General features: G+C 63.7%; 16 protein-coding genes. 12 read left to right on the top strand and 4 right to left on the bottom strand.

Going from position 1 to position 18679, the window contains the following annotated elements:
- Positions 1-50: 50 nt before the first annotated feature.
- Both JOF57_RS04180 and JOF57_RS04175 read left to right on the top strand, forming a co-directional pair.
- On the top strand, positions 51-596 hold the full coding sequence (locus JOF57_RS04180) for a hypothetical protein (RefSeq protein ID WP_209913901.1): 546 nt from the start codon (positions 51-53) through the stop codon (positions 594-596).
- Positions 597-728: 132 nt separating this feature from the next.
- On the top strand, positions 729-1289 hold the full coding sequence (locus JOF57_RS04175; protein WP_209913899.1) for an exonuclease domain-containing protein: 561 nt from the start codon (positions 729-731) through the stop codon (positions 1287-1289).
- Between the two features lie 26 nt (positions 1290-1315).
- On the opposite strand, the gene JOF57_RS04170 is transcribed toward JOF57_RS04175, so the two are convergent.
- Positions 1316-2197, bottom strand: a complete 882-nt coding sequence (locus JOF57_RS04170) for a hypothetical protein (RefSeq protein ID WP_209913897.1) — start codon at positions 2195-2197, stop codon at positions 1316-1318.
- A 367-nt stretch (positions 2198-2564) separates the two neighbouring features.
- Here JOF57_RS04170 and JOF57_RS04165 point away from each other — a divergent pair, with 367 nt between their 5' ends.
- The 6 genes from JOF57_RS04165 (at position 2565) to JOF57_RS04140 (ending at position 9127) form a co-directional block, all read left to right on the top strand.
- On the top strand, positions 2565-3860 hold the full coding sequence (locus JOF57_RS04165; RefSeq protein WP_209913895.1) for an integrase core domain-containing protein: 1296 nt from the start codon (positions 2565-2567) through the stop codon (positions 3858-3860).
- Positions 3861-3968: 108 nt separating this feature from the next.
- On the top strand, positions 3969-5489 hold the full coding sequence (locus tag JOF57_RS04160) for an HNH endonuclease signature motif containing protein (RefSeq protein WP_209913893.1): 1521 nt from the start codon (positions 3969-3971) through the stop codon (positions 5487-5489).
- 493 nt (positions 5490-5982) lie between these two features.
- Positions 5983-7764, top strand: a complete 1782-nt coding sequence (locus JOF57_RS04155; protein WP_209913890.1) for an ATP-binding protein — start codon at positions 5983-5985, stop codon at positions 7762-7764.
- Entirely contained in the window at positions 7761-8405 is a 645-nt protein-coding gene (locus JOF57_RS04150) for a hypothetical protein (RefSeq protein ID WP_209913888.1), read from the top strand. The genes JOF57_RS04155 and JOF57_RS04150 overlap by 4 nt, the downstream gene beginning before the upstream one ends.
- A gap of 96 nt (positions 8406-8501) precedes the next feature.
- Complete coding sequence (locus tag JOF57_RS04145) at positions 8502-8735, top strand: type II toxin-antitoxin system Phd/YefM family antitoxin (protein WP_209913886.1); 234 nt, start codon at positions 8502-8504, stop codon at positions 8733-8735.
- A complete protein-coding gene (locus JOF57_RS04140; protein WP_209913884.1) occupies positions 8732-9127 on the top strand; it encodes a type II toxin-antitoxin system VapC family toxin in 396 nt (131 codons plus the stop codon). Before JOF57_RS04145 ends, JOF57_RS04140 begins: the two co-directional genes overlap by 4 nt.
- 58 nt (positions 9128-9185) lie before the next feature.
- Here JOF57_RS04140 and JOF57_RS04135 read toward each other — a convergent pair whose 3' ends face one another.
- Positions 9186-9554 (bottom strand): SpoIIAA family protein, encoded by a 369-nt coding sequence (locus JOF57_RS04135; RefSeq protein WP_209913882.1) that lies wholly within the window; start codon positions 9552-9554, stop codon positions 9186-9188.
- 43 nt (positions 9555-9597) lie between these two features.
- Positions 9598-10014, bottom strand: a complete 417-nt coding sequence (locus tag JOF57_RS04130) for a hypothetical protein (protein ID WP_209913881.1) — start codon at positions 10012-10014, stop codon at positions 9598-9600.
- A gap of 206 nt (positions 10015-10220) precedes the next feature.
- On the opposite strand from JOF57_RS04130, the gene JOF57_RS04125 reads away from it, so the two are divergent.
- Positions 10221-12353, top strand: coding sequence for a CocE/NonD family hydrolase (locus JOF57_RS04125; RefSeq protein ID WP_209913879.1), 2133 nt, complete (start codon positions 10221-10223; stop codon positions 12351-12353).
- A gap of 24 nt (positions 12354-12377) precedes the next feature.
- On the opposite strand, the gene JOF57_RS04120 is transcribed toward JOF57_RS04125, so the two are convergent.
- On the bottom strand, positions 12378-13031 hold the full coding sequence (locus JOF57_RS04120) for a nitroreductase family protein (RefSeq protein ID WP_234937705.1): 654 nt from the start codon (positions 13029-13031) through the stop codon (positions 12378-12380).
- Positions 13032-13271: 240 nt separating this feature from the next.
- Here JOF57_RS04120 and JOF57_RS04115 point away from each other — a divergent pair, with 240 nt between their 5' ends.
- The 3 genes from JOF57_RS04115 to JOF57_RS04105 are packed head-to-tail and all read left to right on the top strand — an operon-like array spanning position 13272 to position 18661.
- Complete coding sequence (locus JOF57_RS04115) at positions 13272-14465, top strand: Fic family protein (RefSeq protein WP_234937908.1); 1194 nt, start codon at positions 13272-13274, stop codon at positions 14463-14465.
- Positions 14462-17875, top strand: a complete 3414-nt coding sequence (locus JOF57_RS04110; protein ID WP_209913875.1) for a DEAD/DEAH box helicase family protein — start codon at positions 14462-14464, stop codon at positions 17873-17875. Before JOF57_RS04115 ends, JOF57_RS04110 begins: the two co-directional genes overlap by 4 nt.
- 39 nt (positions 17876-17914) lie before the next feature.
- Positions 17915-18661, top strand: coding sequence for a potassium channel family protein (locus tag JOF57_RS04105; RefSeq protein ID WP_209915789.1), 747 nt, complete (start codon positions 17915-17917; stop codon positions 18659-18661).
- Positions 18662-18679 lie beyond the last annotated feature (18 nt).

Genomic DNA, 18679 nt, shown 5'->3' with positions numbered 1-18679 from the left:
CAGTGCCGACTCCACGAGTCCGCTCGACAACCAACACCGTGAGGGGTTCCGTGACGACCGACGCCGATGTCGTAGCACTGATAAACAAGCAGGGAGATCGCCTCGCGATCTGGCACGTCGTGATCGACCCGAGTTGGCCTATGAGCCGGTTGTGCGGGGCCTGGGTCGACACCGTGGCCCCAGCGCTCTACCAGCAGCGGTATCTGCTGCCGTTCGACGAACGTCTACCCGATGAACTGACCCACCTCACGCCTGAAAGTGCGGGCACGTTGGACGCCAACGCAACCCGCGAGGCGGTCATATCCGTCATCGACAAACTGGAAGCGCGGCACAAAGAGTCGCTCACCAAGGCCGGCAAGCCGCGTGCCCCGATCACGTGGCCGCGCCTGCCCGCACCGTTGGATTGGGCGAACCTTCCCGCGCCTCCCCGCGGCGTGGCCGACGACCCGTTGACCGGCGAGACGATCGCCGTCGCCGGCTGGGTCTCCCAACTGGCCGCCGCCTGGTCCAGCATCGAGGTAATTCGACTGTCACGTGACTACCTCGCTGATGATGACGTGACGCCCCGACCGATGCCCGTTGTCCTGCACAACTAAATTCCCATCAGCAGTAACGAATTTCGTCACCTACCGGCTGTCGATGTCCTCGCAGCCCGGGTGAATTGGATGTGCAGTGCCCGTCCCCCACCCTGTCGTGGCACGACAGCTAGTCAGGAGAAACAACTTCCCATGGATTTCGTCGCAATAGATTTCGAGACTGCCAATCCCAACTACGCATCGGTGTGCGCCATGGGCTGGGCGACCGTGCGCAACGGCGTCGTAACGGACCGGGGTTCGTGGTTGTGCCGACCGCCAGCGGGGCTGCACGAATTTGGACCGTATAACGTCCGGGTTCACGGTATTACGGCCGAAACGGTGGCCAACCAACCAACATTCGCCGAACGGGTACCCGAGTTCCTCGAACGCCTCAACACGGGACTGCCCATCGTGGCACACAATGCGGTCTTCGATATCGGTGTGCTGGAGCAGGCACTCGCTACCTGCGGCCGGTCAAGGCCATCGATTCCCCATCACTGCACGAAGGTTTGGGCGAAACGGCTGATTCAGCTTCCCAAGTACACCCTGCCCCAAGTCTGTGCGCATCTTGGTGTCGTTCTTGGCAAGCACCATGACGCCGGTGACGACGCCCACGCTGCTGCGCTGGTCGCGATCCGTCTCGCAGAATTTGCCGGCGTCTCGACAATTGGCGAGTTGGACGCCGCCTCCGGCATGGCCGTCGCTCCACGGTAGACGGCAACAGCGGCAGAGACGCACACCTACAGTTGGCTCATCGCCTCACCGAACAACCCCTCGCGCATCAACTCGATGCTGCGGGCCTGGGTGTCGACCCGGGTGATGCGCTGCACTGCGCCGCCGTGCCAGAAGTAGGTATCGCGGCTGATCGCCCCGCCGGGCGGATTCTCGGTCTGTCCGATCGTCGCCGAAGCGACCCACCCAGCCGCGTCCGATGTGAACTCACCGACGGCGTGCAGGAACAGCAGACTGCGGTGGGGCACGCTGAACACCACCCCTAGCGGCGCGGCTCCCCCCAACACCATCTCGATCAGTCGGGGCATGTTGAGGGCTTTCGAGGCGATGAAGAAGGAGCCGCCGGTCAGCGCAAACACGTTGCGGTCCAACGTTTGTATGGTCACGAGCTCGCCATCGGTGTTGCGCTGGCCCACCTCGTAGAGAAAGTCCAGGTCTCGGCCGGCGACGTCGTCGTCACCCACCGTCTTCACCACGGTCGGCAGGTCACGACTCAACTCGGCGACCAGACCGTCGAACGCCGGGCGGGCGTATCGCATCGAGATCATGCCCGAGGTGTCCGGCGTCTGCAGGCGCGTGCGAACCTGCGCCAGAAACTCGGCGTCCGCCAGTTCCGCTACCCCGGGGTCTGAGCGACTGGCGAACTGCTGATCGAAGTGAAACTCGACCGCGCCTACCCACTCGGCCGGCGGACGTTGCGCACATTGGAGCTGAAGGTTGTACAGCCGGTAGTGATTTCCCGTCTGGTCCATGAACCAGTCATCACCCAGTGCATCCTGCGGGGCCGGACGCACCCGTACCCCGCGACGCTCCAATGATTCCAACGCCAACCGGCGCACGTGCCGGCGCCGGCCCTCGTCAGTGCTGACGGTCGACTCGTTCCCGCTCATCCACGACTCCCCATGCTGAACCCCCGTAGTGGTGCTGATCGACTCAGCCATGGTCCCACCGTCGTGAACGCCTGACGGGCACCAGTTCTGTGGGCGTAATGACAGTTATTCGCGCCGACCAAGATTCGCACGACGGCGGGGGTTGCGACGGATGCAGAAGATGCCGTAAGACCTTCGGTATCCAGCCTGACCATGATGGCGACAACACAACGCATGGGCCGCCCCAAGATAATTTTGATCACTTTGATCACATCAGTCCCAAGCGGTGGATGTTATGTCTCAAGACATCGGTGACAGTTCTGCATCAGGACATCGGTGACAGTTCGGATGCTCTTGGTGGTGACAGTTCTGCCTTCAGGCTCGGGCGGTGGCCGTCAATGAACCCATCGATCCTCGCGTCCGCCTCGCCATCTCTCAGTGGCCTGATGATGCGCCCCGCGGGGCAGTCTCGACGTTCTGCCATGAGCACGATATATCCCGAAAGTCGTTCTACGAGTTACGCAAACGCGTCAAGGTCGACGGGCCGGCCGCGGTGCTCGAACCCAGGACGCGACGACCGAAGTCGAGCCCGGCGAAGCTGACCGACGAGGTCAAGCAGCAGGCTGTTTCAGTGCGTGCCGCCCTGGAGGCGTCCGGTCTGGACCACGGGCCGATCAGCGTTCACGACAAGATGTGCGCGATGGGCCTGGAGCAGGTCCCCTCAACGGCGTCGCTGGCACGTATGTTCCGCGAGGCGGGTGTGGCTCGTCTTGAGCCGAAGAAAAAGCCCCGCTCCGCGTGGCGGCGGTTCGTCTATCCGGCCCCGAATGCGTGCTGGCAACTCGACGCCACCGAGTACGTGCTCAGCGGTGGGCGTAAATGCGTGATCTTCCAGCTCATTGACGACCACTCCCGCTACGCGGTGGCCTCCCACGTCGCATGGGGTGAGACCGCCAAGGACGCAATAGTTGTGGTGGACAAGGCCATCGCTGCCCACGGCGTCCCGCAGCGACTGCTGTCGGACAACGGGGCCGCGCTGAACCCTTCCCGACGTGGACAGACCGGACAACTCGTCGCACATGTGTCCCGCCTAGGCGTGGAGGCGATCACCGGCAAGCCCTACAAGCCCACCACCCAGGGTAAGAATGAACGCTTCCATCAGACCCTGTTCCGCTACCTCGACAAACAGCCCCTCGCCGAGAAGCTCGAGGAACTGCAAGCCCAGGTCGAGGCGTTCGACCACATCTACAACACCGAGCGCCCTCACCAAGGACTGCCTGGGCGTGTCACACCACTGACCGCCTGGGAAACGACCCCCAAGGTTGATCCACCCCGCCCGAAACCGGACCGACCCCTCTTCCAGGCGCCCGCCCCGAGCCACTACCAACGCCCTCGACCACAGCCACCCGCTGACCTGCCCGCCGGAACACGCCTCAGAACGGTGGCCACAGGGGGCACCGTCTGCCTGGACCGCGTTCAGTACAAGGTCGACGTGAACCTCGCGTTCGGGCAGGTCCTCGTCGTCAGCAACGGCAACAAGCCCGGCGACACGATCATCGTCACCGACCTCCAAGGCGAAGTTCTCGCAGAGCACACCCGACCCGCACCCGGCATCCGATACGTCGGCAACGGCCGACCCCCAGGAACCAGACCGAGAAAAACAGGACTGTCACCGAAGTCCTGATACACCAACTGTCACCGATGTCCTGATGCAGAACTGTCACCAATGTCCTGATACATCACAGTCCCAAGCGGTGGATTCTTGTCGGACTATCGAACTACTGTTCGAATCATGAGCATCGGGGTGGTGCAGAACCGGGACATAGTGCAGACCGCGCTGGTGGGCCACCTGGCTGCGACCGCGACCCTCGTGGATGTTGATTTCACCGGGTTCGACACCGCTCAGTTGTTGGCAATCCAGTCCGAGCGCGAGCAGCTCGCCCGCACCCAGGTCATGATCGATCACCGCATCCAGGCGGCGCTGATGGCCCAGTCCAGCCCACACGAGATCGGCGGCAAGTCCTGGAAGGATGTTCTGGCCACCCGGATGCGGATCAGCGGCAAAGAGGCCGCACGCCGCGTAGCCGCAGCCGAAACTCTGGGGCCGCGCCACGGCCTCACCGGCGAGGTGCTCGGACCGTTGCTGCCCGCGTGCTCCGACGCGTTGGGGTCGGGGAAGATCAACACCGAACACATCACCATCATCGGCGATACATTGGGGAAAGCCGAAAAGTACGTCAATACAGCTGAACTCGCCCAGATCGAATCGGACCTCGTGGCCGCGGCAACCCGCGACACACCCGAAACACTGAAGGCCGCTGCCGACAAACTGCTCTATCTGCTCAACCAGGACGGCGACAGCCCCGATGTGGCGGCCCACCTGCGTGGGCTGCGGATCGGCAAACAGGACGCCGACGGTTTGGTTCACGTCCAGGGCTGGCTGGACCCCGAGACGGCGTCATATCTCACCACCGTCACCGACGTGTGGGGCGCACCGGGCATCAACAACCCCAGCGATCCCGAACCGATGCACAACCCCTCACCCAACCCGCTCGATGACCCAGCCGACGCGCCCGAGGCCACCGCGCCCGAGGCTGATGTGGCTGCCCCGCAGGCTCCCGACTCCGATGCCACCGATGCCCCTGCCGAACATGACACCTCCCACGAGCAGGACGCCTCCCCACACCAGCAAGATCAACAGGAGGCGGCCGAACGCGACACCCGGACCCAGTCCCAACGCAATCACGACGCGTTGAAAATGGCGCTGCGCGAAATTCTGATGTCCAAACGGCTCGGCCAGCACGGCGGCCTTCCGGTCACCGTGGTCGTCTCCACCACCCTGGCCGAGCTGGAAGCCGGGGCCGGTATCGCCGTCACCGGTTCGGGCATCTGGATGCCGATGAAAGACCTCATCCGGTTGGCGTCGCACAGCTTTCACTACCTCACCGTGTATAAGCACCACACCGCTGAACCGCTGTACATGGCCCGCACCAAACGCTTGGCCACCAAAGCCCAACGACTACTGCTCTACGACCGTGACCGCGGCTGCACCCGCCCCGGATGCACTGCCCCAGCCGACCACTGCCAGGTCCACCACGCCAAGGCTGATTGGCAACACGGCGGACAAACCGACGCGCCCGACCTCGCACTGAGCTGTGGGCCCGACAACCGACTCGTCGGACTCGGCTGGACCACCAGCATCGACCCCGACACCGGCCGCATCCACTGGCACCCGCCACCCCTGATGAACACCGGTCAAGACACCCTCAACCATCACTTCCACCCCGAGGAATTACTCGTTCCCCGCGAATGAAGCCGATGACGGATAGAACCCGCCCCGATTCAGCTCAACCACGCTGACATGCAACGTGATTGAAATTGTCACGGGCCTCCGGACATGCGAGGGCGATTCACATATCCGCATGCGGACCCGCTAGCGACGGGCGGTACTCATAGACCTTGCCGATCGCCGTCTGGATGTCACGGAGGCGGTCCCGCACAGACCGGCTCACAACGCGATGGCCTGCCGACGCGCAGCCTCAGACACCCCGTCCTTGAGCAGTTCCTCAGCGGCTCGCACCGTACTTCTGCAGGACATCGCGAACTTCGGCGTCATGACGCGTGAGCAATTCGCGTGCCCGCTCACTGTAGGCGCTGGTCACGAATGCGATTCTAGGCAAACTCTGAGGAGGCGGGTATCGCTTGACTGAGACGTCGCCTTCGCCGACACGAACCATCTGGCCCGTGTCGGTACCCCGTGCGACGCTGTGCGGTTCTCGAAACGAGCCGACATGGAAGGACCCGAGATGACCGGGCTTCAGCAGCAGAACTTCCGAGTGAATCTCGGCGGCGTGATCGCACTACTCAGCAAGAATCTGTATTCGAGTCCCAGTGTCTATGTCCGGGAGCTGATCCAGAACGCGGTAGATGCCCTCGCGGCTCGCGACGCCCTCGGCGGCGCTCCCGCCCCGCGCACCATCTCGATCTCGCCCTACGGGGTGGCCTCGCCGAACTCACCCGTTGACGAGCTTGCGATCACCGATGCCGGGATCGGGGTTAGCCCAGAGCAGGTCGAGCAGTTCCTGGCGACAGTCGGCGCCAGTTCCAAGGGTGACGAGCTCCAGCGGAGCCGTCGGACGTACCTCGGACAGTTCGGCATCGGCTTGTTGAGCTGCTTTCTCATCGCCGACGAGATCACCGTCGCCTCCCGCAGTGCAACGGGCACGGAACCGATCGAGTGGGTCGGCAGGAGCGATGGCACCTACACGCTGCGCGCCGTCGCCGACGACATCGCGGTCGGGACGACGGTGCGATTGCGGCCCCGCCCGGACATGATCGGGTGGGCCCGGGCCGAGCAGGTGCGCCCGCTCGTGCAGAAGTACGCCGAATTCCTGCCGGTCGAGGTCAGCGTGCTGACAAGCCAAGGCCCGAAAGATGTTTCGCGTGAGTACCCGTGGGCGCGCGATTTCGGTGCCCATCGTTCCACGGTGCTGCAAGGGGTTTCACCGGTCTACGGCGGCATGGGCGTGGGCAGGCAGTTCGACGCCATGGAGGTCGCCGATGCCGACCTCGGCTTACAGGGCGTGGTGTACATCAGTGCCGCATCGGGGCGGTCCAGGCACGTCGCACGCAACCGCATCTATGTGAACGACATGCTCGTCGACGACGCCGAGGGCGCGCTGCTGCCGGCGTGGGCGTTCTTCGCCTGGACCGCAGTCAACTCCACCAAGCTTGAGCCGACCGCCAGCCGCGAAGCCGTCATGAACAACGCGGCGCTGAACATGACCCGCCGCACGCTCGGGAAGGCCGCCCTGAAATGGCTGCGGTCCCTTGCCGACAACGACCCCGAGCGGTTCGCCGAGTTCGTCGCCGACAACGAACTGGAGCTCCGATCCGCAGCGACCCGCGACGCCGACGCGGAGAATCTGGAGCTGGCCGAAGTCGTGCTCCCGACGCTCACCGTGCAGACCACCGATGGGCAGATGCGATTGGTTGACGTGGTCGGCCGCAACCCGAACATCCTTTACGCCGCCTCTGTCAAGGAGTTTCGCACCATCGCGAGTTTCAACCCGGGTGGGCGGATCGTGGTGAACGCCGGCCACACCCTGGACCAAGAAGTACTGCTCATGCTGCCGCAAGTGATGTCCGGGGTGAGCGTCACCCGCGCCTACCCGGCGTCCGAAATCGCCGGGCTGGCAGTGCCATCCGCTGACTCCGCCGGGGAGGTTCTGGCGCTGGAGCAGCGCGGCAGTCAGGTGCTCGCGGCATCAGGCTGCGACGTTGTGGTGCGCCAGTTTCCGTCGACGGACCTTCCTGCCGTCTTCATCGGCCGCGGCCAGATCGACATGACGTCGCCCGGTTGCGGCGACCTGCCACACCTGGTGGTGAATTGGGACAACCGGGCCGTGCGGGCACTGACCCGCACCACTGACGACCTTGTGTTCAGCCGCCTCATGCAACTGCTGTTCGTCCAGGCCCGGATGGCCGGGCAGTGCGACGGACCCGAGGATCGAGTCCTGTTGTCGGAGGCACTCGACGACATCATCCTGCTCGCCGCCGGCGTGGACGGTACGGAGGTCACCCGATGAACGAGCGGGCCACGGAACTGCGCGCCGCGGTGGAAACATCCATGGAGGAAGGCGATCTCGCTCATGCCTCGCACATGAGTTTCCGGCTCGGCGAGACGCTTGAGGACCTCGGTGACCGCGAGGGTGCCGAGTCTGCGTACCGCCACGCTGTGGTGCTCGCGCGGGAAGTCGACGCGAACGACCCCGAGCTGATTTTGGCGGCGTTCACCTCACTGATCCACTTCCTCTCCCCCGCAGAGGAATCGGTGGCCCTTGCCCAGGAACTGGCCGGCTATCTGATCGACCGCGACGACATGTATCACCCGATGCGGGCGGCCGACGCCGCCTACCACTGTGCGATCGCCGAACTGAACTTCGCCGAGGTGGCTCCGTACCGGATGGATCACGCGATCGACGACATCGCGCGTCCCACCATCAAAGTGCTCGACGACATCTGTTTCCACGACAAGAGCCAGGCCCTCCAGCGTCACATAGCCGATGCCCTACGTAGCGTCGGCCGCGACGCCGAAGCGGACCAGTGGCAGGCCGATGCGGACAAGTACGAGGACTGGGAATGGTTCATGGAGCAGGAAATCCCGGGTCATGTCCACCTTTGGGACATCCGAATCGACATGCCCGACCACGCACGACCGGGCGAATGATGCCAGTCGCTCCGGTAGGGATCCACGCGCGCACCCGGGCATCGAATTAACCAATAAGACTAGTGCGACTAGTCCTAATTGGCGTAACCTGGCTCCATGAAGACGATCACCAGCACCGAGGCCAAGGCCCGGCTGAACGCGCTGCTGGCCGAGGTGGAGCAGACCGGAGTGTCGGTCACCATCACCAACCACGGGCGTCCCGTCGCGGTTTTGTCGCCCGCGGCCGCACAACCGCGTACGTTCGGCCAGCTACCCAACCTGATCGTTCCGGAGAACTTTGACGAACCGCTCCCCGCCGACGAGCTTGCCGCCTGGACACCGACCCTGTGACGTCGATCTTGTTGGACACCAACGCCCTGTTGTGGCTCGCCTCCGCTCCAGACCAGATCGCGACATCCGCTCTCGAGGTTCTCGAGCACCAAGCCAATGAGCTGTTCGTCTCGGCGGTGTCGGCCTGGGAGGTCGCGATCAAGACGCGGATCGGCCGCCTCAACGGTGCACCGCTGCTCTCCGCCTGGGGCGAAGTCCTGGCCGGTATGAATGCGACCGACCTGGTGATCGACTCCACCGACGCCACAATGGCCGGCCGGCTCGACTGGGAACACAAAGACCCGTTCGACCGCATGATCGTTGCGCAGGCGGCCCGCCGAGGCCTCACCATCGCGACAAGCGACAACCAAATAATCCACGGGGCATTGACGCCAGTGCTCGTCACGCGGTGAACCACAAACACGAAGCCCAAGCACGACCAGCAGGAAGGAGGAGACCCTGTCGGGCTCGTCAGGCCGCGGCCCACTCCTTGGCCGCATCGAGCTCACCAAGTCCAAAGACCTTGAGCTCCCCCGGAATCATCCACGCAAACGCATGCATCGCGTGGGCGACCCACTCCCTGTCGGACACAACGGCGATCCGCTTGAACGCCGAGTGATGCCCCAGCAGCGCGCCGAAACCGAGCTTCAGATCCTCGACCAGCCCGCCGGGCCCGAAGCCCTCGTAATCCGGCGAGATCACCTCGACGATCCGGATCTCGCCGGTCGCCAGCAATTCGTCCATCGTCGGCCGGAATTCGCGCAGATCGTCACCGCGCACTCGGCCGGACACCCGGATACCGAACACGCCCTGAGGCATGTCGGGAAGGACATCGATCATCGGTTCTCCTCCCGTCTCACACCTCGAGTCTGCCCCTGCCGACTCAAGAACGTGAAGACTCCCCGAGGCTGGAGATTTCCGGCGGTACGTTCTCGCGTTTGACGACGCTCCTGGTCCACCCGCCGTGACTGCCGGGAGCGATCCGGTAAACCCCCGCATCACCCGAATACACCCAGAGCTGTTCGGGTTCGGTTGGCAACCAGGTGATCATCACGCCGGGGGTGCGGTAGGAGGAATGGTCGTGGAAGACCTCCTGACCGGCTTTGTCGCGAATCACCACGACCCAGGTTTTCACCCCGTTCTCGTCGGGCCCCTCCTCGGCGACAGCGGTGTAAGCGTCCGACGGAGATGCCTGGTCGTGGCCGGGCGTGACGATCGCAGCGGCAGCGTTATCGCTTTTGCCGCAGCCCGCGACGATCACCATCACTGCCAGAATCACTGCGATCAACCGCTTGCCCATGTATCGATCCCTTCGGTGCTGACGAGCGCGCCGTGCTCCTTCGCCGCTCGACGAGAAGGAACGATACGGCCTGGCTGCCGCTGCGGCCAATAACCATCCGCCACAGCTCACCTGGTGAAAGACTCATGCGAAATTCTTGCCGAGAAATTGAAGTTCGGTGCACAAAGGGGGGACATCGAGTGTCGTCGGCGACGAAATTCGCAGCTGTGATTACCGCCTTGACCGTTGTCATCGGCGCTACCGCTGCACCGGTGGCACACGCCGACCCTGCGGTCCCGCACGCAGCGGGTAGCGATGGCTATTACCAGCCATACTCGAATGATTTCACCGGCATGGAAGGCGCCTGGACGGCCGAGAAGGATGGCCCACAACCGCACTCGGCGGTGCATATCGACTGGGATGTCCCGATCACCGTGAGCGACGGCGTCGTGTTGAAAGCCAACATCTATCGCCCGATGGACAACGGGGTGGTGGTCACCGACCCCCTGCCCACCGTCCTCAACGCAACGCCGTACACGAAATGGATGATGGCGATCGGTACCAAGCTGATGAACGCCCCGGGTATTCAGGATGGCATCCTGCGCGGCATCGGCAGCCTGGAAAGTTCCGACCCGGCTCTCAAGAACCTGATGCAACTGATGCAGACCATGGATGGCGGCATGACCCAGGTCATGATGGCCGACAAGCAGTTGATCAAGAGCGGCTACGTCTGGATCGATCTCGACGTGCGAGGTACCGGGTTCTCCGACGGGAAATGGCAGGTGACCGGCCCGCGGGAACAGCAGGACACTGTCGAGGTGATCGACTGGATCAGCAAGCAGGATTTCAGCGACGGCAAGGTCGCCGCGACGGGCGTGTCCTATGACGCGATCACTGCTTTGCAGGCCGCCTCGCATCGGCCGCCGGCGCTGAAGGCGGTGTTCGCCGTCGAGCCCGCCACCGACCTCGTTCAGGACGTGGCGCTGCGTGGCGGCGGGATCAACATCGGGTTCCTGCCGTTCTGGCTCTGGTTGGTCAACGGGCTCAAGCGCGTTCCCGACGTGCAGTCCATGATCCTGGGCACGTATCAGCAGGAGTATCAGAGGTGGATCGACGACCGCGCCGAGGACCCCACCACCATGTCGGACGCCATGTACACCGCGCTCAACGCCCGCACGATGGACGAGGTGTTCAACTCTGCCGAGGCGATGATGCTGTACGACGCACAGGGCCCGTGGCGCACGGCAACTCGAACCGACCTGGCCAACATCAACGTCCCGACCATGATCACCGGCGGCTGGAGCGACCTGTTCCGCAACGCCGAGTTCCGCTCCTTCCAAGACTTGACCGGGCTCAAACCCGGTGAGAAGCAACTGATCATGGGGCCGGGCTATCACGTCACCAGCTCTGGCGGATATGGCAAGCGGGATGCCCCGCCGAGGGCCGACGTCCTGCAGAAGGCGTGGTTCGACCACTGGGTCAAAGGGATTGACAACGGGGTCGAGCGCTTGGGGCCGGTGTTGGAGATGATGCCGGGCGCCCATGGTTGGCAACGGATTTCGCAGTTGCCGCGGCCGGGTATGACCAACCAGCGGATGTACCTCCGCAGCGAGGACAGCCACACCGCGGTACGCACCCTGCATGACGGGTCGCTGTCCGCCCAACCTCCGACGGCACCAGACCGGCTCACCGTCAAGGTGGGGGTGGCCAGCCTGTGTTCGGACATCACCAACACCCAATACCTGGGTATCACGGCGATTCTCATGGAGTGCGCCCAAAATGAGAACACGCATGAGATCGACGGTCTGACCTTTACCAGCGAACCGGTGTCGGTGCCGACGGTGATCTCGGGACCTGTTGCGGTGCACCTGAATACGCAACATGAAGGTACCGATGGATTCTGGATGGCCACCGTCAGTGATGTGGACAGCGCAACGGGGACGTCAGTTCCGCTGAGCACCGGCTGGGTGGTGTCCTCGATGCGGCAGGTCGACGAAGCCAGAAGCAAACGCGGACCCAACGGGGACTACATCGACCCCATCCAAACCCTGGATCTCAAACGCGGCTACGCCCCCGTCGTCCCGGGTGAACCTACGACCATCGATTTCGGCACCTATCCACTGGATGCGGTGTTGCAGCCGGGACACCGGTTGCGGGTAAGCATCTACAGCAGCAACTATCCCTCCGCGGTGCCGCCCATGCCGATGATGCTCGCCGCCGGCCTCACCCCGCCCCCGTATGACGTCCGTGACGTGGCACTGCTTTTCGACCGGAGCAATACCTTCTACCCCGAACATCTCAACATCGATCCCGCCGCACCCAGCTGGGTCAGCGTACCCACCAGCGACCCCATTGGCTGATGGCGGCATACGCAGTTTCGCTGCCTACAGAAACGCTCTATTGCCGTAGCGGTCGAGCGAGACGAATTCTCCGACCGGCCGACGTGTCGTGGGCCCGTACTTGCCCTTCGGCCAGCCCAGAGGGATGACCGCACACGGAGTGACGTTCCACGGCAAGCCCAGGGCGCGCCTGGCCAAGAACTTGCTCCACAACGGCATGGTGATCAGTGCCGCGCCCAATCCAGCCGCGCGGGCCGCCAGCAGGAGGTTTTGCACCGCGGGAAAAATAGAACCGTAGGCACCGCTCGCCGCCACCGACGGCCAGGGCGGAATGACGCCCTTGAGGCAGGCGACGACCACGACGGGGATCTCGTCGAAATGATCGGCCTGCCATTCCACCGCCTTCACGATCCGGAGCATCTGGTCATCCATGCGGCGCACAGCGCGCCGCTTATAGATCGGGGCGCCGACCTTCAAGGCCCGGCGATTCAAGCCGCCGAGTTTGGCGACGACCTCGCGGTCCCTGACAACGATGAACTCCCAGTTCTGAGCGTTCGAACCCGTCGGCGCCTTCATCGCGAGTTCCAGAATGTGAAGCAGAAGAGCGTCATCGACGGGATCGCCCTTGAGCCGACGGACGGCCCGTTGAGTACGCATCGCCTCTTCGAGTGGCATGGCCAAGGCCTCGTGCTGCGTCATGGCCACAATTTCAACATGGCCAGACGCATCAGGGGCCTTCTCGGACGAACGCTCAGTCCGTTGTATGCGCGGAACTCCAGGGCGGTCCACGGCATTGACCTAGGCCATGTCGGAGGTATCTGTTAGACAGTCCAGCACGCGGGGTGTTCCGAGCAAAGAACGCTCGAACGGCCGTTAAGTGACATCAATCCGAAGACAATGTCACACAAGTGCCAGTAGGGTGACATTGTGGACGTGACCATGTTCGTAAACGAGCAATCCGGCTCCCTCGTCGACATCGTCGGCTCGGATCCCTCGGCTGGCGAGTGGCGCCATAAGGCCTTTGTTCCAGCGCCGCTGCTCGACGATATGCCGAATCTCAGCACGCCCACATTTCTCGCAGTTTCCGCAGCTCGCGCCGCTTTGGCTGCACTCGACAGCACCGCCACTCAGCTTCCTGATCCCACGCTTCTGCGAATGCCGGCCCTACGGCGGGAGGCGCAGAGCACGTCAGCATTGGAAGGCACGTACGCGCCGCTCGCCCAAGTTCTGACGGCAGATGACGAAGAGCCCACCTCGGCCGAACTGGTCGAAATCTTGAACTACGTGCGGATGGCAAACTACGGCTTCCGGTCCGTAGCAGAGGGTCGGCCGATCTCTACCCACCTCCTGGAAGACCTACAGGGCCTGCTCATGCAGGGAACTCCCTTGGCTGACCAGTCGGGACACATTCGTGACACACAGGTCGTAATTGGTCGCCGCGGTGATGCACAGCCCGATCTGCTGCCGATTCATGCCGCGCGCTTCATCCCGCCACCGCCGGGCGACCACCTGACAACGGGACTCCAGGATCTCGTCGATTGGATGCGCCGTGACCACACCACGACGATCGATCCCGTCGTTGGGGCCGCGATGTCGCACTACCAACTTGAGACCCTGCATCCATTCAGGGACGGGAACGGCCGACTGGGTCGGCTGCTCATCGTTCTTCACCTACACGCATCGGGTGTCTTGACCGAACCGACGTTGACGGTCTCCCCATGGTTCGAGGCTCGGCGCAGTGAGTACTACGACCGCCTGCTGGCGGTGAGCACCGACGGAGCGTGGGACGCCTTCGTCCGCTTCTTCGCCCTGGGCCTACGGGAATCTGCGAACTCCACGCGACATCAAATGCTCGAACTCGTCAACGTGCAAGCCGAACTCAAAGAAGTCATCCGCGCGTCAGCACTGCGGGCGGACAGCGCACACGTCCTCGTCGATTTCGCCGTCGCGCATTCGTCGTTCACCGTCCGCAACGTCGAGGCCGGGCTCGCAGTTTCTTACGGTCGGGCTAATAAGCTCATCGGACAGCTCATGGATCTCGGTGTCCTCGATGTCGTGGACGCCGACGCATACAAGCGCCGGTTCTTCGCACCGCGGGTCCTGGACGTACTGACCGCAGGAGGAGGGTCGTGACTAACTTCGCTTTCGTCGGCGCCGCCGACTGGCCCGAGATCCATGAAGACTGTGCCCGCGCCGAAAGCTATCTCAGCACCGATCCACGCTCGGCGTGCATCTACAGCCGACGCGCCGTCGAACAACTCGTCGGCCTGATCTACGACATCCTCGATCTGCCGCTGCCCTACAAGAACGACCTGTCGGCCCGGATCAACGAGCCGCCGTTCCGCTCCAAGGTGCCACCGGCAATCGTGCAGAAGCTCAACCTGATCCGTAAAGCCGGCAATGCGGCCGCACACGAACAGAAGCCAATCGCCCCGAACATCGCGCTCGCCGTACTGCGCGAACTGCACCACATCATGGTGTGGGCGGTGTTCCACTATTCGGCCTATCCGAAGGCCGCGCCGCTGAAGTTGCCTTTCGACCCGAAACTGGCGGCCAAGGCCGCGCCGCTGACCCGCCAGGAAGCCGGCCAACTCGCCGCGAAATTCGCCGCCCAGGACGAGAAGCACGCCAAAGCGCTGGCCGAGAAGGACGAGCTTGCCGCCGCTCGGGATGCCGAGATCGATCGGCTGCGTGAGGAAATCAAGAAAGCCCAGGCCGCCAACAAGCAACCAGACGACCGCGACTACTCCGAAGCACAGACCCGCGACACCTTCATCGACCTGCTGCTCAACGAAGCGGGCTGGCCGCTCGCCGACGCCAAGGATCGCGAGTACGAAGTCACCGGCATGCCGACCGAGGGCGGACGCGGCTTCGTCGACTATGTGCTGTGGGGTGCCAATGGCCTGCCGCTGGCCCTCGTAGAAGCCAAGCGCACCAGCAAGAGTCCGCACATTGGTGAGCAGCAGGCCACGCTGTACGCCGACTGCCTGGAAAAAATGACAGGCCAGCGCCCAGTCATCTTCCTCACCAACGGTTATGAGCATTGGATCTGGGACGACGCCGCCGGCTACCCCTCCCGACAGATTCAAGGCTTCTACACCCGCGACGAGTTGGAACTGATGATCCAGCGTCGCCAGACCCGTCAGGCGCTCGCCGACGCTCCCATCGACTCGGCGATCGTCGAACGTCACTATCAGCACCGCGCCATCCGGGCGATCGACGAAACCTTCACCGGCAAGCGCCGCGAGGCCCTGCTGGTGATGGCCACCGGTTCGGGTAAGACCCGCACCGTCATCGCCCTGGTCAAGCAACTCATGGAGGCCAACTGGGCCAAGCGCGTGTTGTTCCTGGCCGACCGCACCGCACTGGTCACCCAGGCCGCCAACGCGTTCAAGACCCACCTGCCCGACGCCACCACGGTGAACTTGCTGACCGAGAAGATCACCGACGGGCGCGTCTACGTCAGCACCTACCCGACGATGATGAACCTCATCAACGACACCGGCACGGGGACAAGGAAATTCGGACCCGGATACTTCGACCTGGTGGTCATCGACGAGGCCCACCGGTCCGTCTACCAGAAGTACCGGGCCATCTTCGAGTGGTTCGACTCGCTGCTGGTCGGGCTGACCGCAACCCCCAAGGACGAGGTCGACCACAACACTTACCGACTGTTCCACCTCGAGGACGGCGTGCCGACCGACGCCTACGGTCTCGACGACGCGGTCAAGGAGGGATTCCTGGTGCCGGCAGTGGGAATCTCCGGTGGCACAAAGTTTCTCGACCGCGGAATCCGCTACGCAGATCTACCGGAGGCCGAAAAAGACGAGTGGGAAGCCCTGGACTGGGGTGATGACCCTCCCGAGGACGTCACCACCGAAGAGATGAACAAGGTCCTGTTCAACGAGAGCACCGTCGACATGGTGCTCGCCGATTTGATGGCCAAGGGGCACCGCGTCGCCGCCGGTGACCGCCTGGGCAAGACCATCATCTTCGCCAAGAACCGCGACCACGCCGAGTTCATCGCCCGCCGCTTCGACATCCAATATCCACATCTGGCCGGGCATTTCGCGCGGGTCATCACCCACGGAACCTCCCACGCGCAATCACTCATCGACGACTTCTCCGTCGCCGACAAGGTCCCGCACATCGCAGTCTCGGTCGACATGCTCGACACCGGCATCGACGTACCCGAGGTCGTCAACCTGGTGTTCTTCAAGCTGGTCCGCTCGAAAACCAAGTTCTGGCAGATGATCGGACGCGGTACCCGGCTGCGCCCGGACCTGTTCGGGCCGGGTCAGGACAAGCAGAACTTCTACGTTTTCGACTACTGCGGGAACCTCGAATACTTCAGCCAGGACCTGCCCGGCTCCCCCGGATCGTTGCAGAAGTCGTTGAACCAGAGACTGTTCGAAACCCGGCTGGGTTTGATCACCGCGCTCGATCACCTGCAGCCACCCACCGACGCCGATCCGGGCGAAGGACAGGGCACCGAGACAGACCGTGGTCTGCGCGTCGATGTGGCGTGGTCATTGCACCGCATCGTGGCCGGCATGACTCTGGACAACTTCCTGGTGCGCCCGCATCGACGCCTGGTCGAGCAGTATGCGCGGTGGGAACCGTGGGCGGGCACCCTGAGCACCGAGACCGCCGGCGACGTCGCCGAGTCCCTGGCCGGGCTACCGTCGACACACAAAGACGACGACGAAGACGCCAAACGCTTCGACATGCTGGTCCTGCGTCGCCAACTCGCCCAACTCGAAGGCGACGCCCTGGCCGCCGAACGGCTACGCGAGAAGATTCAGGACATCGCGTCAGGGCTGCTGAATCAGACCGCGATTCCCTCGATCGCCGCGCAGCAGGAGCTGCTGGACGAGGTCGCCGGCGACCAATGGTGGGTCGACGTCACGCTGCCGATGCTCGAACATGCACGCCGCAAATTGCGTGGGCTGCTCCGCTTCCTGGAGAAGGCGAAGAAGGTCGTCGTCTACACCGACTTCGCCGACGAACTCGGTGAGTCCACGCTCGTCGACCTGCCCGGCATCACGCCCGGCACCAATTGGGAACGATTCGAACTCAAGGCGAAGGCCTACCTCAAACAGCACCAGGACCACGTCGCGCTGCAACGCCTGCGCCGCAACAAACCACTCACCACCGCCGACCTGGCCGCCCTGGAACAGATGCTGGTCGACAGCGGCACCGGAGGCGCCGACGACATCGCACTGGCCAAGGAACAGGCGCACGGGCTGGGATTGTTCATCCGTGGGTTGGTGGGCCTGGACCACGAGGCTGCCGTCGACGCCTTCTCCACATTCCTGGACGGCGCCAAGTTCGGCGTCGACCAGATCCGTTTCATCAACCTGATCATCACCGAACTCACCGCCACCGGCGTGGTCGAACCGGCCCGCCTGTACGAATCGCCCTACATCGACCACGCACCAACCGGCCCCGATCATGTGTTCGCCGATGCCGACGTCGACAACATCGTGCAGATCCTCAACACCGTGAAGGGCAACGCCGTACCGGTCGACGGGGTCGCCTGAGCTCGCCGCGGATTTGTACCGCACACTTTTGCGGTGACGATGCAACAGCGCCTCGACAGGTGGGAGGCACGCGCCGAATGGCCACTGGCCTCGGTGGCCGCCGTGTTTCTCGCCGCCTACTCGGTGGAGGTGCTGGTGCAGCCCCACGGATTGGCGGCCCGGCTTGTCGAGTTGGCGACTCTGGTCACCTGGGCGGTGTTCACCGCCGACTATGCGGCCCGGCTGTATCTGGCCCCCAACCGCAAACATTGGTTCCGGACGCACCTCGTCGACCTGGCGATCGTGGTGTTGCCGCTGCTGCGACCGCTGCGACTGTTGCGCCTCGTCGTGTTGATCGGTGTGCTTCAGAAGGCCGTCGGCCACGCGATCCGCGGCAAGGTCATTGTGTACACGATCTCGGGCGCGATCCTGCTGGTGTACGTCGCGTCGTTGGCCGTCCTCCAGACCGAACGCGGCGCCCCCGACGCCCACATCACCGACTTCGGTGACGCGATCTGGTGGGCGATGACGACGATCACGACCGTCGGCTACGGCGACATGTATCCGGTGACCACGACCGGGCGAGTCATCGCCGCGCTGTTGATGATTGGTGGGATCAGCCTGGTCGGCTCGATCACCGCGACGATCGCGTCGTGGATCGTGCAGACCGTGGCCGTCGATGACGCCGCCAGCGCGGCCGTCACCGCGGCCCACATCAACGACCTGCGCGCCGAGATCGCGTCGCTGCGAGAGGAACTGCGGCGGGAGTCGGTCGTCGACGGCTGGAGAAACGACCACCGACCGTGAAACCGGTATCGCAAACGA

Source organism: Mycolicibacterium lutetiense (assembly GCF_017876775.1).
Taxonomy (GTDB): domain Bacteria; phylum Actinomycetota; class Actinomycetes; order Mycobacteriales; family Mycobacteriaceae; genus Mycobacterium; species Mycobacterium lutetiense.
This window is presented reverse-complemented; position numbering and strand designations above follow the sequence as displayed.